Origin of the sequence: Mesorhizobium japonicum MAFF 303099, assembly GCF_000009625.1 — a bacterium.
Lineage (GTDB): Bacteria > Pseudomonadota > Alphaproteobacteria > Rhizobiales > Rhizobiaceae > Mesorhizobium > Mesorhizobium japonicum.
The window spans coordinates 1,330,760-1,345,306 of record NC_002678.2 but is presented as its reverse complement, the minus strand read 5'-3'; the positions used below and the strand labels follow the sequence as shown (position 1 = coordinate 1,345,306).

15 protein-coding genes are annotated in these 14,547 nt (G+C 63.4%); 8 read left to right on the top strand and 7 right to left on the bottom strand.

Annotated elements, in window-relative coordinates:
• Window positions 1-16 precede the first annotated feature (16 nt).
• From MAFF_RS07570 to MAFF_RS07560, 3 genes are all read right to left on the bottom strand, one after another.
• Window positions 17-1,666, bottom strand: coding sequence for a thiamine pyrophosphate-binding protein (locus tag MAFF_RS07570; protein ID WP_010910301.1), 1,650 nt, complete (start codon window positions 1,664-1,666; stop codon window positions 17-19).
• Window positions 1,663-2,838 (bottom strand): CaiB/BaiF CoA transferase family protein, encoded by a 1,176-nt coding sequence (locus MAFF_RS07565; RefSeq protein ID WP_010910300.1) that lies wholly within the window; start codon window positions 2,836-2,838, stop codon window positions 1,663-1,665. Before MAFF_RS07565 ends, MAFF_RS07570 begins: the two co-directional genes overlap by 4 nt.
• A 123-nt stretch (window positions 2,839-2,961) precedes the next feature.
• Entirely contained in the window at window positions 2,962-3,891 is a 930-nt protein-coding gene (locus MAFF_RS07560; protein ID WP_010910299.1) for an alpha/beta fold hydrolase, read from the bottom strand.
• A 183-nt stretch (window positions 3,892-4,074) separates the two neighbouring features.
• Between MAFF_RS07560 and MAFF_RS07555 the strand changes: the two genes are divergently transcribed.
• Window positions 4,075-5,082, top strand: a complete 1,008-nt coding sequence (locus tag MAFF_RS07555) for a ribonuclease T2 family protein (RefSeq protein WP_044548055.1) — start codon at window positions 4,075-4,077, stop codon at window positions 5,080-5,082.
• Between the two features lie 42 nt (window positions 5,083-5,124).
• Here MAFF_RS07555 and MAFF_RS07550 read toward each other — a convergent pair whose 3' ends face one another.
• Complete coding sequence (locus MAFF_RS07550) at window positions 5,125-6,411, bottom strand: GGDEF domain-containing protein (RefSeq protein ID WP_157865935.1); 1,287 nt, start codon at window positions 6,409-6,411, stop codon at window positions 5,125-5,127.
• Between the two features lie 257 nt (window positions 6,412-6,668).
• On the opposite strand from MAFF_RS07550, the gene ettA reads away from it, so the two are divergent.
• The 5 genes from ettA (at window position 6,669) to MAFF_RS07525 (ending at window position 11,589) form a co-directional block, all read left to right on the top strand.
• On the top strand, window positions 6,669-8,318 hold the full coding sequence (ettA, locus tag MAFF_RS07545) for an energy-dependent translational throttle protein EttA (RefSeq protein ID WP_010910295.1): 1,650 nt from the start codon (window positions 6,669-6,671) through the stop codon (window positions 8,316-8,318).
• Window positions 8,319-8,364: 46 nt separating this feature from the next.
• The gene (gene tam, locus MAFF_RS07540) at window positions 8,365-9,135 is read left to right on the top strand and encodes a trans-aconitate 2-methyltransferase (RefSeq protein ID WP_010910294.1); all 771 of its coding nucleotides are present in this window, start codon (window positions 8,365-8,367) and stop codon (window positions 9,133-9,135) included.
• Window positions 9,136-9,410: 275 nt separating this feature from the next.
• Window positions 9,411-9,749 carry a hypothetical protein gene (locus tag MAFF_RS07535; protein WP_244420734.1) on the top strand — a complete coding sequence of 113 codons (339 nt, stop codon included), beginning with the start codon at window positions 9,411-9,413 and terminating at the stop codon, window positions 9,747-9,749.
• 132 nt (window positions 9,750-9,881) lie between these two features.
• The gene (locus tag MAFF_RS07530) at window positions 9,882-11,003 is read left to right on the top strand and encodes a beta-ketoacyl-ACP synthase III (protein WP_032930845.1); all 1,122 of its coding nucleotides are present in this window, start codon (window positions 9,882-9,884) and stop codon (window positions 11,001-11,003) included.
• 169 nt (window positions 11,004-11,172) lie between these two features.
• Window positions 11,173-11,589 carry a GFA family protein gene (locus MAFF_RS07525; RefSeq protein WP_010910291.1) on the top strand — a complete coding sequence of 139 codons (417 nt, stop codon included), beginning with the start codon at window positions 11,173-11,175 and terminating at the stop codon, window positions 11,587-11,589.
• 27 nt (window positions 11,590-11,616) lie between these two features.
• Here MAFF_RS07525 and MAFF_RS07520 read toward each other — a convergent pair whose 3' ends face one another.
• From MAFF_RS07520 to MAFF_RS07510, 3 genes are all read right to left on the bottom strand, one after another.
• Complete coding sequence (locus MAFF_RS07520) at window positions 11,617-12,183, bottom strand: methyltransferase family protein (protein ID WP_032930843.1); 567 nt, start codon at window positions 12,181-12,183, stop codon at window positions 11,617-11,619.
• Window positions 12,184-12,281: 98 nt separating this feature from the next.
• Window positions 12,282-12,680, bottom strand: a complete 399-nt coding sequence (locus MAFF_RS07515; protein WP_010910289.1) for a VOC family protein — start codon at window positions 12,678-12,680, stop codon at window positions 12,282-12,284.
• A gap of 19 nt (window positions 12,681-12,699) precedes the next feature.
• Window positions 12,700-13,122: a hypothetical protein gene (locus MAFF_RS07510; RefSeq protein ID WP_044548050.1), complete on the bottom strand. Its 423-nt coding sequence runs from the start codon at window positions 13,120-13,122 to the stop codon at window positions 12,700-12,702.
• Window positions 13,123-13,317: 195 nt separating this feature from the next.
• Here MAFF_RS07510 and MAFF_RS07505 point away from each other — a divergent pair, with 195 nt between their 5' ends.
• Both MAFF_RS07505 and MAFF_RS07500 read left to right on the top strand, forming a co-directional pair.
• Window positions 13,318-13,875, top strand: a complete 558-nt coding sequence (locus tag MAFF_RS07505; RefSeq protein ID WP_157865933.1) for a TetR/AcrR family transcriptional regulator — start codon at window positions 13,318-13,320, stop codon at window positions 13,873-13,875.
• A 17-nt stretch (window positions 13,876-13,892) separates the two neighbouring features.
• Window positions 13,893-14,510 (top strand): MOSC domain-containing protein, encoded by a 618-nt coding sequence (locus MAFF_RS07500; RefSeq protein ID WP_044550605.1) that lies wholly within the window; start codon window positions 13,893-13,895, stop codon window positions 14,508-14,510.
• Window positions 14,511-14,547 lie beyond the last annotated feature (37 nt).

Genomic DNA, 14,547 nt, shown 5'->3' with positions numbered 1-14,547 from the left:
GCCCCTTTTGTTTGGATCACGCCTTGTCGCGGATCTGGGTCATCGTGCGGGTCGGCGTGATCGCTTCGGGATCGAGCCTGATTTCGACGATGGCCGGCTTGCCGCTGGCCCGCGCTCGCTCGAAGGCCGGCGCGAAGTCGGCCGTCTTCTCGACCGTCTCGCCATGGCCGCCATAGGCGCGTGCCAGCGACGCGAAATCGGGATTCCTGAGATCGGTGGCGACGACGCGGCCGGGATATTCGCGTTCCTGGTGCATGCGGATGGTGCCGTAAATGCCGTTGTTGACGACGATCACGATGATCGGCAGGTCATATTGCACGGCGGTGGCGAACTCCTGGCCATTCATCAGGAAGCAGCCGTCGCCGGCAAAGGCGATCACGGTGCGATCCGGATGAAGCGCCTTGGCGGCGACCGCCGCCGGGGTGCCGTAGCCCATCGAGCCGGAGGTCGGCGCCGCCTGCGTGCCGAAACGGCGGAAGCGGTGGAAACGATGCACCCAGGTGGCGTAATTGCCGGCGCCGTTGGCGAAGATGGCGTCGTGGGGCAGTTCCTGTTCCAGATATGTCATGATCGGGCCCATCTGCACGTCGCCCGGACCCGTCTGCGGTGGCGTCGACCATTCGAGATAGGCGCTGTGCGCTTTCGCCGTCTCGCCTGCCCAGGATGGCGTTCGGGCCGGCTTGCGCTTGGCAAAGGCCTCGACGAAGGCGGCGGGCGAGGCGTTGATCGCCAGCGTCGGCCGGTAGACGCGGCCGAGTTCGCCGGCGTCGGCGTGGACATGCACCAGCGTCTGGTCGGGGTAGGGGCTTTTCAGCAGCGTGTAGTCGGAAGAGGGCATCTCGCCCATGCGCCCGCCGATCAACAGCACGACGTCGGCCGCCTTGACCTGCGCCGCCAGCTTGGGGTTGATGCCGATTCCGACGTCGCCTGCGTAGTTCGCGTGAAGATGGTCGAACAGCATCTGGCGGCGGAAAGAGCAGCCGACGGGAAGCGACCATGTCTCCGATATGGTGCGCATGCGCGCGACGGCTTCCTCATTCCAGCGTGTGCCGCCCAGGATGACGAATGGTCGCTTGGCGCCGTTGAGCAGCATTTCCAGCGCATCGAGTTCGGCCCCGCCGGGATAGGTCTCGACCGGAGTATGGGGAAGCGCTTCCGGAGCCTCGACCTCGCTGGTCAGCATGTCTTCGGGCAGCGAGATGACGACTGGACCAGGCCGGCCCGACGTTGCCACCGCGAAGGCGCGGGTGACGAATTCGGGGATGCGCGAGGCGTCGTCGATCTCGACCACCCATTTGGCGATGTCGCCGAAGAACCTCTTGTAATCCACCTCCTGGAACGCCTCGCGCTCCTTGGCGTGGCTGGCGACCTGGCCGATGAACAGGATGAGCGGCACCGAATCCTGCATGGCGATGTGGATGCCGGCGGATGCGTTGGTGGCGCCGGGGCCGCGGGTGACGAAGCAGATGCCGGGCTTGCCGGTCAGCCGCCCCTGGCAGTCGGCCATCATCGCGGCACCCCCCTCCTGGCGGCAGACGATGGTGCGGATCGATGAATCGTGCAGCGCGTCGAGCACCGCCAGATAGGATTCGCCCGGCACGCAGAAGATGCGGTCGGTGCCGTTCGCTTCCAGCGCATCGACGATCAGTTGTCCACCGGTCTTCATGTCGCTGATCTCTCCAGTTCGGCAAGGATTTCGTCGGTGTGTTCGCCCAGGCGCGGCGAGGGGCGCTCGTAGACCAGCGGCGTGCCCGACATCACCATCGGCGCGCGCACCGAAGGCAGAAGATTGCCATGGCCGTCGTCGAGGTCGAGCCGCATGCCGCGCGCAATCGTCTGCGGGTCGGCAAACATCTGGCCGATCGTGTTGATCGGGCTCGCCGGCACACTTGCCGCTTCCAGCTTTGCCAGCAGCGGGTCGCGATCGAGCGTGCTCAGCGCCTCGACGATGCGTTCGCGCAGCTTCACCCGGTTCGCGACCCGGGCTGGATTGGTGGCAAAGTCGCGATTGGTCGACAGTTCATCCAACCCGACTGCGGCACAGAATTTGGCGAACTGGCCGTCATTGCCGACCGCCAGGATGATGTGGCCGTCCCGAACCGGCACCACCTCGTAAGGCGCGATGTTCATATGCGCATTGCCCATCTGCACCGGCGACTTGCCGGAGACGAGGTAGTTGAGGTTCTGGTTGCCGAGCGCCGAGATCTGCGTGTCAAACAGCGCCATGTCGATATGCTGGCCTTCGCCAGTCCGGTCGGCATGGCGCAACGCGGCCTGTATGGCGATGACGGAATAGAGCCCGGTGAAGATGTCCGAGATGGCGACGCCGGCCTTTTGCGGCTCGCGGCCGACTTCGCCGGTGATCGACATCATACCGGCCATGGCCTGGATGATGAAGTCGTAGCCGGCGCGCGGCGCATACGGCCCGTCCTGGCCGAAGCCGGTGATCGAGCAATAGACAAGGCGCGGGTTGATCTTGCGCAGGCTGTCATAGTCGAGCCCGTATTTCTTCAGGCCGCCGAGCTTGAAGTTCTCGATCAGCACATCCGACGTGGCGACCAGCCGGCGCACGGTCTCCGCACCCTCCGGCGTCGAGAAATCGATGGCGATGGAGCGCTTGCCGCGGTTGCAGGAATGGTAATAAGCGGCCGACAGGTTCTCGCCGTCATGGCTCATGACGAAGGGCGGGCCCCATTTGCGGGTGTCGTCGCCGCCCTCGGGACTTTCGACCTTGATGACGTCGGCGCCGAGATCGGCAAGCAATTGCCCGGCCCATGGCCCGGCAAGGATGCGGGCGAGTTCGACGACGCGGACGCCTTTCAGGGGTGGTTCGGCCATAAATCACCGTGATTGCCGCAATCACCATGATTGCCGCGAAAGCAGAGCCTCTATCAAGCCCGGCATCGGCTGTCACGGCCCTTGCAATAGGCCAACGGGCCGGTTCGAAAAGGATTCAGGTCGCTATTTCAGCACGCTGTCGGCCCAGGTGGCGAAATCGTTCATGATGATATCGCGGTTCAGCTCGTTCAGGCTTTCGTGGCGGGTGTCGGCGTAAACCTTTGAAACGAGATTCGAAAAGCCCATCCCACGCATGCGATTGGCAAGGTGGATGATGCCCTTGCCATAGTCCGAGGCGGGATCTTTCTCGCCGCCGACGACGGCGACGGGAAGGTCGCGCCGGACGCCGGCGAAGGTGGCATCCTTGCCGCCGTTGATTGCCATCGAGACAACGTCGCGCCACATCGACACGGATGCATCCCAGCCGCACAGCGGGTCGGCGATGTATTTCGCAACCTCGGCCTCGTCGCGCGACAGCCAGTCGAACAGCGTGCGGTGGTTGGGCACCGCCTTGCCCCAGGCCTGAAAGGTGAGTTTCGGCAACAAGCGGGACGGGACGTCGGAGCCCAGCCGCATCCGTTCCCACGCGAGGATGCCGAGCGCCACCTGCCCAAGCCGCCCTTGCGAAAAATTGCCGTTCCAGATCGCGGCGGCATGGATGCGCGGCGAGTGGCCCAAAAGGTAGTTCAGCGCCACCGACGCGCCCATCGAATGACCGAAGAGGATGACCGGCAGGCCTGGGCATTCGCTGGCGATGAGATCATGGATGGCGTCGACATCGGCGATCACCTTGGCCGGGCCATCCTCGTCGGCGAATTTGCCGAGCGGTGCGTCAGGCGCCTTGGTCGCGCCGTGACCGCGATGGTCATGGACATAGACGTGGAAGCCGCGCGCGGAGAGAAAATCGGCAAAGCGGGCATAGCGCGCGGCGTGCTCGGCCAGGCCGTGGTTGATCTGGACGACCGCGCGTGGTTCGTCTTCAGCCTGGCTGACGAGGAGATTGAGATCGGCGCCGGTCGGTGAACGGACCATGCGTTGTTGATTGAAAGGCATGGCCGCCCGCTCTCTCCCTCATTTTATCGTTGTTGGCTTTTCTTGCGCCGGCGCCGGTTTTGCGTCAATCCACAGCAATTGCTTTTGCGCGACGATGTTTCTTGCGTTCGACCCGCAAAATAACGCAATTCTGACATGGAGACAGCTTCAGTCTGTCGCCCACTTCTCAGCCGGGGATTTCTCATGCGCATTGGTGTCGTTTTCGGATTGGCCATGCTGGCGGTGTCGCTGGCCAATGCTGCGCGTGCCGAGGTCAAGATGAGCGGCACCTTCGTGGCCGACGCTGCCTGTCCGGCAACGCAGGCCATCAAGAACGGCAAGAACCCAGGCAATGTCTCGACCGAGGCCGGGCAGAGCTACCAGCTGCTTGCCGGCAACAAGGACGCGCCGACGCATTATCTGATCCTGGTGCCCCGCGCCGATCCGGAGCGCCGCTGGGTGAAGGTCACTTGCGGCCATCTCTCGGGCAGCAGTGCGGCGACGGTGCCGGCGGCACCTGGCGGACAAGGCAAGCCTGCCGCCTCGGGAAAACCCGAATATGTCTTCGCGCTGAGCTGGCAGCCGGCTTTTTGCGAGACCAAGTCGAGCAAGACCGAATGCAGGGCGCAGAACCCGAGCGAGTTCGACGCCACCAACTTCACCTTGCATGGCTTGTGGCCGCAGCCGAACGGCAATTTCTATTGCCAGGTGGCGGCAAGCGACAAGGCCAACGACAATCCGGCTCACTGGAAGGACCTGCCGCCGGTCAATCTGGACGCCGGTACCCGCAAGGAGCTTGATCAGGTGATGCCGGGCACGGCCTCCCAGTTGGAACGGCATGAATGGATCAAGCACGGCACCTGCTACGGCAAGAGCCAGCAGGAATACTTCTCCGATGCGCTCGGCCTGATGCGACAGGTCAACGCCTCGCCGGTCCGCGATCTCTTCGCCAAGACCATTGGCGGCAAGCTGACCGCGGACCAGATCCGTGGCGCCTTCGACACCGCCTTCGGCGCCGGGGCAGGGGATCGCGTGCGGGTGTCCTGCGTCATCGATCCGTCGAACGGCCGGCGGCTGATCGGCGAACTCACGCTCGGCCTTGCCGGCCCGATCGGCCCGAACGCTTCGCTCAAGGACCTGCTGCTCGCCTCGGTGCCGACCAACAAGGCCGGTTGCCCGATAGGCACCGTCGACGCGATCGGGTTCCAGTAAGGACACTGCTGACCGGCATTGCGCGACAGAGAAAATCCTAGATCAGAACTGCGCCGACCTGGTCCAGGCGATGGCGGCGTCCGGCTCATGGCCGGCCGGCTCGCCGACGACGCGGTCGCGTCCGGTCGACTTCGCCTTGTAGAGGCGCTGGTCGGCGAGGGCGAACAGATCGGCAAGACAGCGCGTCGTTTCGCTGACGGTTGAAACGCCGGCGCTGACGGTCAGCTCGAAACGGCTGGCCACCGCCGATGCCTTGACGGCGTGGCGGATGCTTTCGCCAAACAGCCTGGCGACCGGATGCGGGCGCGAACTGAGGATGGCGAATTCCTCGCCGCCGATGCGGAACACCTGGTCCCCGGCGCTCGCCACTTCGCTAAGCAGGCTTGCTACCCCTTTCAGCACCTTGTCGCCTTCGGCATGGCCGAAACGGTCGTTGATCGACTTGAAATGGTCGACATCGATGATCAGCAGGCTGAGGGGCCTCGCCGTGCGCAGGCTGACCTCGACGGCGGCTTCACCGTCGGCGTCGAAGCGGCCGCGGTGCAGCAGGCCGGTCAGGCCGTCGCGGCCGGCATGCTCGACCAGCGCCTCATAGCGCTCGCGATAGGTCAGCGTTTCGAAAATGTCGGTCAGCCCACGCGGCAGCGCGATGTCGCGGGCCTCGAACCATCTGAGGTAGGCCACGAGCATGCCGCTGAAGGCCAGCGCCGCCGCCATCTTGGCAAACCAGCCGCCGAAGAAGACCGCGATCGGCGCGCCGGCGACGAAATGCAGTGCAGTGAAGAAGCCCGCCTGGTCGAAGGTCAGCACGCAGGCGACGCAAATCAGGATGCGCGCGAATTGCGCCTTGCGCAGGGTGCGCCCCAGTCTTTCATAGAGGAGGATGATCAGGATGGCGTCGATGACCAAGAGCGTCGTGCCCCACACCATCAGCCAGCCCATCTCGTCGATGAAGCCGATGTCGGGCAGCTTGCCGTCGGGGAGCGGCGCGATGACGTGCAGGCGCAAGAGCAGCACCAGCCCGATCATCAGTGCATTGCCGAGCAGCAGGCCATAGATGGGCTGGCGCACGGTGGCGGCGTCCTCCTTGATGTAGAGCAGGAGCAGCATGACCAGCTTGCCGGAAAACAGCACCGCCGAGCCCGGCGAAACCAAGCCGAACGGCAAGGCGACATAGAAGACGCTGGCGAGATAGGTTTCCAGGAAATGCATGACGCCGAGCGCGCAGACGAAGACGCCGAGGCCAATACGCTTGCGGAAGCGGAAAAGCGTCACCATGACGCTGAAGTAAACGACCGCCTCGGCGAGGAGCAGGAAACTGTTCAGCACTGCCGTCGATCCGCTTTCTCTACAGGAATCGCGGCCAGCCAGCGATTCCACCCCCATCCTGTTTTGACGCTGAAGGGTTAACCGGAGATTTCAACGCGCCTGGTGACCGGCGGAAAACTTCGGCGGGAAGCACACACTTGTCCGTGTGTTCGGCTTGATCTGGCAAAAGCGATTGCCGTTCGCCGCTGCATCGCCTACATAGCGGCCAACCTCCATTCAAATCGGCAAATCCAGTCAGTTTTTCAGGGAAAGCGCGCGTGGCACGCCAGTTCATCTATCACATGTCCGGCCTGTCGAAGGCCTATGGCACCAAGAAGGTGCTCGATAATGTTCATCTGTCCTTCTATCCGGACGCCAAGATCGGCATTCTCGGGCCTAACGGCTCGGGTAAGTCGACCATCCTGCGCATCATGGCCGGGCTCGACAAGGAGTTTCAGGGCGAGGCGTGGCTGGCCGAGGGCGCGACCGTGGGTTACCTGGCGCAGGAGCCGCAGCTCGACAACTCAAAGACCGTGCGTGAAAACGTCATGGACGGCGTCGGCAGGAAGACCGCCATCATCGAGCGCTACAACGAGCTGATGATGAACTATTCCGACGAGACGGCCGACGAGTCCGCCAAGCTGCAGGACGAGATGGACCGGCTCAACCTTTGGGATCTCGACCAGCAGGTCGAGATGGCGATGGACGCGCTGCAGTGTCCGCCGGCCGATTCCGAAGTGACCAACCTGTCGGGCGGCGAGCGTCGCCGCGTCGCGCTCTGCCGGCTGCTTCTGGAACAGCCCGACCTGTTGCTGCTCGACGAACCGACCAACCATCTCGACGCCGAGACCACGGCGTGGCTGGAAAAGCACCTGCGCGACTATCCCGGCTCGGTGCTGATCATCACCCACGACCGCTACTTCCTCGACAATGTCACCGGCTGGATCCTCGAGCTCGACCGTGGCCGCGGCATTCCCTATGAGGGCAACTACACCAGATATCTCGACGCCAAGGCCAAGCGCCTGATCCAGGAAGGCCGCGAGGACGACGCTCGTCAGAAGTCGATCTGGCGCGAGCGCGAATGGATACAGTCCTCGCCGAAGGCGCGCCAGACCAAGTCGAAGGCGCGTATCAAGGCCTATGAGGAACTTGTCGAGCAGTCGCAGAACCGCAAGCCGACCGATACGCAGATCGTTATTCCCTCGAGCGAGCGTCTCGGCAATGTGGTCATCGAAGTCGAAGGCCTCAACAAGGGTTTTGGCGACGAGCTTTTGATCGAGAACCTGTCGTTCCGGCTGCCGCCGGGCGGCATCGTCGGCGTCATCGGTCCGAACGGCGCCGGCAAGACGACGCTGTTCAAGACCTTCACCGGCCAGGAAAAGCCGGATGCGGGCACCGTGCGCATCGGCGAGACGGTCAAGCTCGGCTATGTCGACCAGAGCCGCGACGCACTGGATGGCAACAAGACCGTGTGGGAAGAAATCTCCGGCGGCGCTGAAATCATCAAGCTCGGCAAGCACGAGATCAACAGCCGCGCCTATTGCTCGTCCTTCAACTTCCGTGGCGGCGACCAGCAGCAGAAGGTCGGCAACCTCTCCGGCGGTCAGCGCAACCGCGTCCATCTGGCCAAGATGCTGAAGAACGGCGGCAATGTCCTGCTGCTCGACGAACCGACCAACGACCTCGACACCGAAACGCTGGGAGCGCTGGAAGACGCGCTCGAAGCCTATGCCGGCTGCGCCGTCATCATCAGCCACGATCGCATGTTCCTCGACCGCATGGCGACCCACATGCTCGCCTTCGAAGGCGACGCGCATGTCGAATGGTTCGAAGGCAATTTCGAGGAATATGAGAAGGACAAGCTGCGGCGCCTGGGCGCCGAGGCGGCGGCCCCGCATCGCATGACGCACAAGCGGCTGACGCGGTAGGGGATCGTCAGGGCGGTGAATTCTCAAAGCCACATGGGGAGTTCAAATGGCTGACTGGTCCGCCGCTCAATATCTGAAATTCGAGGATGAGCGCACGCGGCCGGCACGCGATCTGGTCGCGCAAGTGCCGGTCGATTTTCCGCGCCGGGTCGTCGACATAGGCTGCGGGCCTGGCAATTCGACCGAGCTTCTGGTCCAGCGTTGGCCGGATGCGCAGGTGAGTGGCTTCGACACCTCGCCCGACATGATCGAGAAGGCGAGGGTGCGCCTGCCCAATGTCAGCTTCGACCTTGCGGACGCGTCGACATGGCAGCCGGCCGAACCGGTCAATGTGATCTTCGCCAACGCGGTGTTCCAGTGGCTGCCCACGCATCCGGCGGTGTTCCAGCGGCTGATGGGCTTTCTGGCGCCCGGTGGCGCGCTGGCCGTCCAGATGCCCGATAACCTGCTTGAGCCCTCGCATCAAATGATGCGGGATACCGCCGCCGAAATGCCGTTCGCCGACAAGCTCAAGGGTGCGGCGCGCGGCCCGTTGCCGCCGGTCTCGTTCTATTATGACCTGATGTCGCCGCTCGCCGACCGGCTGGACATCTGGCATACGGCCTACAACCATCCCCTGGCCGACGCCGAGGCGATCGTCGAATGGGTGAAATCGACGGGGCTGAAGCCGTTCCTCGATCCGCTGGACGCCGATGAGCGCAAGATGTTCCTCGACAGCTATACGGCCAAGATCGCCAAGGCCTATCCGAAGACCGCCGACGGCAAGGTGTTGCTGCGCTTCCCTCGCATCTTCATTGTCGCCAAGAGGGCTGGCTAGGATATGTTGATATTCAGGTGATGCCGGCCCGCAAATGGCTGATACCTGCGCTTCCCCGTTCTACTGCGTCGTAGTAGAACTGAGCTCACGTACGAAAGTACGCTCCGCTCCGGTTCTCGGTATCAGCCATTTTCGACTCGGCCTGACCTGAATCTCAACACATCGTATGAAAGAATTTATCCACTTCGCACGCGGTCCATTGTGGCCGCTTGACCCCGTTTCGCCGTCATGCCCAATTCATCGCTGGGGCCATGATGGCTGCGTGGCAGGGGGAAATGATGAGTTTGAAAAGGTTGCTCTATGGCGGCGGCGTGTGCGCGGCGGCACTTCTGGCGTTCTCGGTTTCGGCGCAAGCGAAGCGGGCGCGCTGCTTTACGTCGGATGACGGCTATTTTCCGTGCAGCTACCGCGCGATCGACGATGCCGGCAGCTTCCGGATATCGGCCCCGGGCTACCCGACCTATGTGCTGGAGATCGACGGGCCGGGCTTTGCCTATGGTTATGTCAATCTCGGTCGCCGCAACGTGCCGCTGCCGGGGCAGTTCGTGCGTAGCCGCGACGACGGCGCCTGCTGGAACAACCCGCAGACCAACACCAAGCTGTGCGCCTGGTGAAATCCTGGTTCAAGCCGGGCCTGAACATTTGGTTTAAGCCGGCGTAAACCGGCTGGATGAGAAAAGTGTTGCGCCGAAGCGTTTCGGCGCCCACATGAAGCCGCAACGCCTGCGGATGGGACGGACTGAAACATGCATCGCGTCATCATCAGCGGCATCGGCGCTGAAATTCCTGAAGCTGTCATAACGAATGAAGAACTGGTCGAGAGCTTCAACAGCTGGGTCGACACGGAGAATGCGCGCCGTCAAGGCACCGGCGAGGCGCTGCTGCAGAAATCCGACAGCGACTTCATCGTCCATGCCTCGGGCGTGAAATCCCGTCATGTCATCGAGCGGGAAGGCATTCTCGACCCGACGCGGATGACGCCGCGCATTCCAGCGCGGCCCGACGATGCGCTGTCGCTGGAGGCCGAGTTCGGCATCGCTTCGGCCAGGAAGGCGCTCGACCATGCCGGAGTTGAACCGTCCCAGATCGACCTGATCATCTGCTCGGCCTCGCACCACCAGCGGCCCTATCCGGCGATCGCCATCGAAATGCAGGAGGCGCTCGGCACGACCGGCGCCGGCTTCGACATGGGGCTCGGCTGTTCGTCCGCGGCGGCGGCGCTGCACATGGCGGTCAATCTGGTGCGCTCGGGCGCGCACAAGCGCATCCTGGTAACCACGCCGGAAATCATCACCGGCCATCTCAATTTCCGCGACCGGCAGACGCATTTCATCTTCGGCGACGCCTCGGTGTCGATGGTGGTGGAGGGGCTTGCCCAGGGCGACAAACGGCCGGGGCGTTTCGAGGTGCTGGACACGCGGCTGTGGACGCAGATGTCGAACAACATCCGCACCAATCTGGGCTACCACACCCGCACGGCCCAGGATGATCCCTACATGATCAATCTGGAAGGCAATCTGATCAAACAGGTCGGCAACAAGGTGTTTAAGGAAGTCACCGTCGCCGGCCAGAAATTCATCGTCGAGTTCCTGGCCGAGCACGGGCTGACGCCGCAGGCGATCCGGCGCTTCTGGCTGCATCAGGCGAATGCCCGCATGAATGCGATGATCCTGAAACTGTCGTTCGGCCACGATGTCGATCACGATCGCGCGCCGATGGTTCTGGAGCGGCTGGGCAACACGGCTGGCGCCGGCGCCATCGTCGCGCTGTCGGAGAACCATGCTGACATGAAGCCCGGTGATTTCGGCTTGATCTGCGCCTTTGGCGCGGGGTATTCGATAGGCGGCGCGCTTATCCGCATGCTTTGAGCAATCTCGCGGTGACGCTGGCCTGAAAAGGCCATTCGGACTTTCATCATCAATCGGGCCGCTTAGCGCCCGTCTTCCAATCCCGTTCAGCCTGAACCTGACCCTCGACACAGCCGGTGTCGCGGTCGGCTTGTATCAATGCGATCTCGTTTCAGAAAGGAGAGTTCCAATGGTCGATGCCCGATGCAGCTGCGGTGCCCTTACGCTGACGCTGACAGGACCATCAATGCTGGTTGTCGCCTGCCACTGTCTCGATTGCCAGCGCCGAACCGGCGCGCCCTTCGGCGTTGGCGCCTTTTATCCGGCTGACGCTGTTGCCATCTCTGGAACCGCGAAGGAATTCACCCGCGATGCGGCGAGCGGCGGCAAAGTGCACAACTACTTATGTCCCGCCTGCGGCTCGACGGTCTATTGGAAAGCGGACAGGCTGCCGTCAATGATCGGCGTCGCCGTCGGCGCCCTGACTGACCCGAAATATCCGCCTCCGGTCAAGTCGATCTTCGAGCAATCGAAACATGATTGGGTTCAGATTGACGGTGCCGTCGACCATTTTCGGCAAGGCAGCGGGGCGGGGAAATCGAGCTGAGCTGGCGTTCCAACGCACCTTGGCGTGTCAGGCCGGCGTAAAGGGGACCAGCATCGGCACCCGCCGCGCGTAGTCGTCATATGCGGGGCCAAGTTCGCCGCGCAGGAAGCGCTCCTCGAGTTTTGCCTTCATGACGATGCCGATGGTGAGCAGTGCGACACCTGCAATGCCCCAGACGGTGCCTTTCGCCGCCATGGTGGCGAGGAGCGCCAGCAGCAATCCTGTGTAGATCGGGTGGCGGACGAGGCCGTAGGGACCGGTATCGACGATGCGGTGGTCTGCCTTGGCGGTGACCGAGGCCGACCACAGCCTGCCCAGATGAATACGCGCCCACCACGAGAAGATGAGGCCGATGGCGATCAGGGCAATGCAAGCCCAGGCCCCGGCGAGGCTTGGTGTCCACAACCTCAACCTGCCCTCATAGCCGTGCGCCGGGACGAACAGCAGGACGGTGCCGGCCAGCCAGAACACACGGTAGCGGACCTCCGCGCCGATGGTGGCGCGTTTTTGAGCCGGATCAGCCCACACGGCGGCCGCAATCCAGGTGACCACCCAGACGAGCCAAAGTAGCGCGATTGCCGTCGCCGGTCGCATGAGAACCTCCGAGGTGTCTCGCCACAATGAAAGCGATCCGGCGCGGCGGCAATGCGGCACCAATTCCATTTCCGGTAAGAAGATCGTGATCCCCGCCTTCATTCACCTGAGCAGCTGAACATCCACTGCACGCCGAACGCGTCGACCAGCATGCCGAAGCTGGTTCCCCAATATTGCCGCGCCAGGGGCACGGTCATGCGGCCGCCGGCGGCCATACGGACAAAAAGTGCGCGCATGGCCTCCAGCTCGTCGAATTCCAGCATCATGGCGGAGCCTTTCATCGGCTCGGCATCGTCATTGTCGGAGGCATGGAACAGCACGCCCGGACCTTCGAAGCGGGCATGCAGGATTTTTCCACGCATGGCTTCGGTGCGCACCGGCATGCCGTTGTCGCCCCAGCGCAGCAGGATGGTTCCCCGGCCAAGGCCGCATTGTTCGTAGAAGGCCAGTGCCGGCTCGCAATTGGTCGCGAAGAACAGCGAGGGGGAGAGCCGCATCCTGTCTTTCCCTGTCAGATCAGTGCGCGGCGGCGGTGGCGGCAGCAATGAGAGCGTCGCCGGTAAATTGCCTTTCGCCGATGCCCCAGCCGCCGTCAGGTGCGTTGACGATATTGATCCAGGTATTTTCGGGCTTGTGCCCGGGCACGCAGAGTTCGACGACAATGCCGGCGGCCGTGGTGATGAAGGCCTGGCGGGCCTCGATCGAGCCAAGGCCGATATTGGGCAATTTCAATTCCACCATCACGACAGGCCTGTTGGCGCCGCCGGCATAGATGTGGCGGGACGGCAGGATGTGGACCGTGCCGCCGACGATGGCGCTGAAGAAGGAATTGCCGGTGGCGCCGGAAGCTTCGATGAGGGCGGCGCTGAGGCGCGGCAGGATCTCGCGTTCTCCGGCCTCTGTCAGTACGCCTTCCGGCGCGGTCACGGTGATGGGCATTTGGTCTCTCCTTGTCCTCGGCTGCACGGCCTTGCCGGAACATCGTCTTCCGGCTTGCCATGTTTCGTATCAATTGTTACGTTACGCACGGCGAGCAAGTCAACAGGTTTCGTATCGATCACTATGGATAATTTGGAAAAGGCTAGGGGTGGTCGTCCCCGCGCGTTCGACCCCGACCGGGCGCTGGATGCGGCGATGCATCTGTTCTGGGAGCATGGCTATGAGGCGACGTCGCTGGCGATGCTGCGCGAGGCGATGGGGCTGACGCCGCCGCAGATCTACAACGCCTTCACCGACAAGGAGACTTTGTTCCGCAAGGCGCTGACGCGCTACCACGAGACGGAGATCGGCTTTGCGCTGGACGCGCTGAGCGCGCCGGTGCCGACGCCCGAGGCGATCCGGCGGTTGCTGCTGGGCGCGGCGGAGGCCTATTCCAGGCCCGGCAAGCCGGGCGGATGCCTTTTCGTCAGCGGTGCCCTGGCAGCCTCACCGCGGGCGCAGGCCATCGCGGATGAACTCAAGGCCTATCGCAAGGCAAGCGAGGCGGCGATCGCGGAGCGTCTGGCCATGGGCCAAGCGGCGGGCGATCTGCCAGAAGGCTTCTCCGTCGAGAGCTTCGCCAAATACATCGCCGGCGTCATGAACGGCATGTCGATCCAGGCGCGGGACGGCGCCTCGGCCGAAGAGTTGCGCATTATGGCCCAAACCGCTCTTGCGGCCTTGCCGCCCGAAGGGCAAAAACGGGGAGCATGATTCAAGGACCGAACGCCATGCTGGATCTTTTCCCCGAAGCCGAGAAGCCGGTCGAAATCATTCCGGCGAAGAAGCTTTCCGCTCGCGCCGCAGCGCTCTATGTCGCGCCGGCGGAGCATTTCCAGACAAGACCGGTGGAGGAATTGCGGCTTGGCTTCGATGGCATTTTGGGCGATTTCCATGCCGGATCGACGCGGCGCTCGGGCGGGCGCGAACCCTGGTATCCGCGCGGCACCGAAATGCGCAACGAGCGGCAGCTGTCGATCGTGGCTGCGGACGAACTTGCCATCGTCGCCGAGCGGATGGGCCTTCCCGACATCAAGCCGGAATGGATCGGCGCCAATCTGGTGATCGAGGGCGTGCCGCATCTGTCGATGCTGCCGGCCGGCACGTTGCTGTTCTTCAAGGATGGCGTGACCCTCAAGGTCGACGCCCAGAACGGACCATGCCGCATCGCCGGGCGATCGATCGCTGAAAATGCCGGAATGGCCGACATCGAAGCCGGCGCGCTGCTCTTTCCCAAAGTGGCCAAGCGGCTGCGTGGCGTGGTCGCCTGGGTCGAGAAGCCCGGAACGATCAGGGCGGGCGAAGAAATCTCGGCGCGGGTGCCGGAGCAGTGGATTTACCAGACATAGCTGCGCGGTTGAATCGTGGCCGAAGGGCTACGCCGCC

Coding starts and splice junctions, on each gene's coding strand:
- MAFF_RS07570 (WP_010910301.1), bottom strand. CDS start 1,666: ATGAAGACCGGTGGACAACTGATCGTCGATGCGCTGGAAGCGAACGGC.
- MAFF_RS07565 (WP_010910300.1), bottom strand. CDS start 2,838: ATGGCCGAACCACCCCTGAAAGGCGTCCGCGTCGTCGAACTCGCCCGC.
- MAFF_RS07560 (WP_010910299.1), bottom strand. CDS start 3,891: ATGCCTTTCAATCAACAACGCATGGTCCGTTCACCGACCGGCGCCGAT.
- MAFF_RS07555 (WP_044548055.1), top strand. CDS start 4,075: ATGCGCATTGGTGTCGTTTTCGGATTGGCCATGCTGGCGGTGTCGCTG.
- tam (WP_010910294.1), top strand. CDS start 8,365: ATGGCTGACTGGTCCGCCGCTCAATATCTGAAATTCGAGGATGAGCGC.
- MAFF_RS07535 (WP_244420734.1), top strand. CDS start 9,411: ATGATGAGTTTGAAAAGGTTGCTCTATGGCGGCGGCGTGTGCGCGGCG.
- MAFF_RS07530 (WP_032930845.1), top strand. CDS start 9,882: ATGCATCGCGTCATCATCAGCGGCATCGGCGCTGAAATTCCTGAAGCT.
- MAFF_RS07525 (WP_010910291.1), top strand. CDS start 11,173: ATGGTCGATGCCCGATGCAGCTGCGGTGCCCTTACGCTGACGCTGACA.
- MAFF_RS07520 (WP_032930843.1), bottom strand. CDS start 12,183: ATGCGACCGGCGACGGCAATCGCGCTACTTTGGCTCGTCTGGGTGGTC.
- MAFF_RS07515 (WP_010910289.1), bottom strand. CDS start 12,680: ATGCGGCTCTCCCCCTCGCTGTTCTTCGCGACCAATTGCGAGCCGGCA.
- MAFF_RS07510 (WP_044548050.1), bottom strand. CDS start 13,122: ATGCCCATCACCGTGACCGCGCCGGAAGGCGTACTGACAGAGGCCGGA.
- MAFF_RS07505 (WP_157865933.1), top strand. CDS start 13,318: ATGCATCTGTTCTGGGAGCATGGCTATGAGGCGACGTCGCTGGCGATG.
- MAFF_RS07500 (WP_044550605.1), top strand. CDS start 13,893: ATGCTGGATCTTTTCCCCGAAGCCGAGAAGCCGGTCGAAATCATTCCG.